At 28.8% G+C, this 1,040-nt stretch carries 1 protein-coding gene; it reads left to right on the top strand.

Going from position 1 to position 1,040, the window contains the following annotated elements; all coding sequences use genetic code 11:
* Window positions 1-197 precede the first annotated feature (197 nt).
* Window positions 198-1,040: nuclease-related domain-containing protein (locus tag NL42_RS15500; RefSeq protein WP_461313418.1), on the top strand; the 843-nt coding region annotated here is incomplete at its 3' end.

Consider the following 1,040-nt stretch of genomic DNA (forward strand, 5'->3'; position numbering starts at 1 on the left):
GACATTTGTTTTAAATTAGATCATTAAAAAAGTAAGGCTAAATAATGAGGGAGTGATTGTTAAGTGGGCGTTATAGAGGGGGGCTATTAGATCTCTATTTCTAATTTTATTTCTTTTCTATATTGCCTAGACAGAAGCGATTTTTTATTTATCATATGTTAAATGTAAATTAATTTTATAAAATTATGCCTAAAAATATGGAAGATCCTTTTTCAGCTTGTATATATATCGGGGAACCCATTCAGCATAAATCAGAATATGATTGTTTAACAGCTATCTATACCGTATTAAAAAGTTTAAATAGCTGGTCTTATATCTTTGCAAATTTTCATATAGAAGGTCGTCAAATTGACTTTGCTATCTTCACTAGAAACAATATTCTTCTTATTGAGGCAAAAGGCTATACATTACCAGTAAGTGGAGAAATTAACGGTCAATGGATTCAACATGGATCTTATGGTACAACAAAAATTGGAAATGCATATAACCAAGCATTAAACGCTAAAAATGCTTTACGTGATGGTATTCAAAAAAAAATTCATATTAATGGTTATCCTAATGCTGCCGTAATCATTTCACCCATTATTCCTCTTGGTTCAAAAGTAACCAAGGGAGACTTTAAAGTTAAAGTTTCTGACTTAAATGCACTTTCAGATATAATTTCCCAACCCTCTAGTGCGACTATCAATCAAACAGAATGCCAATTACTAGCAAATCTATTTAATCTTGAAGCTGCATCATCTCTTGAAGCAGCTACAGACTCTAATATCTTTTCTATTGAAAAAAAGTACATAACATATATAAATGCTTTTTCAGAATTATACTCTCTAAATATCAAAGAATATATTTCCGACAATTATGAATTTAATAAAAATAATTACAATTTCCCAGATATATTATTAAAAACCATAAATAATAGTAATAGTATTCTTATTAAAGGCCCTTCAGGATGTGGAAAAACTCTACTAATAACAAAATATGCATTATCATGTATTGAACATGACTTTATTCCTATTTTTATCTCAGCTAAAGATTTTACA

The sequence above is a fragment of the Acinetobacter sp. GN11 genome, assembly GCF_054823985.1.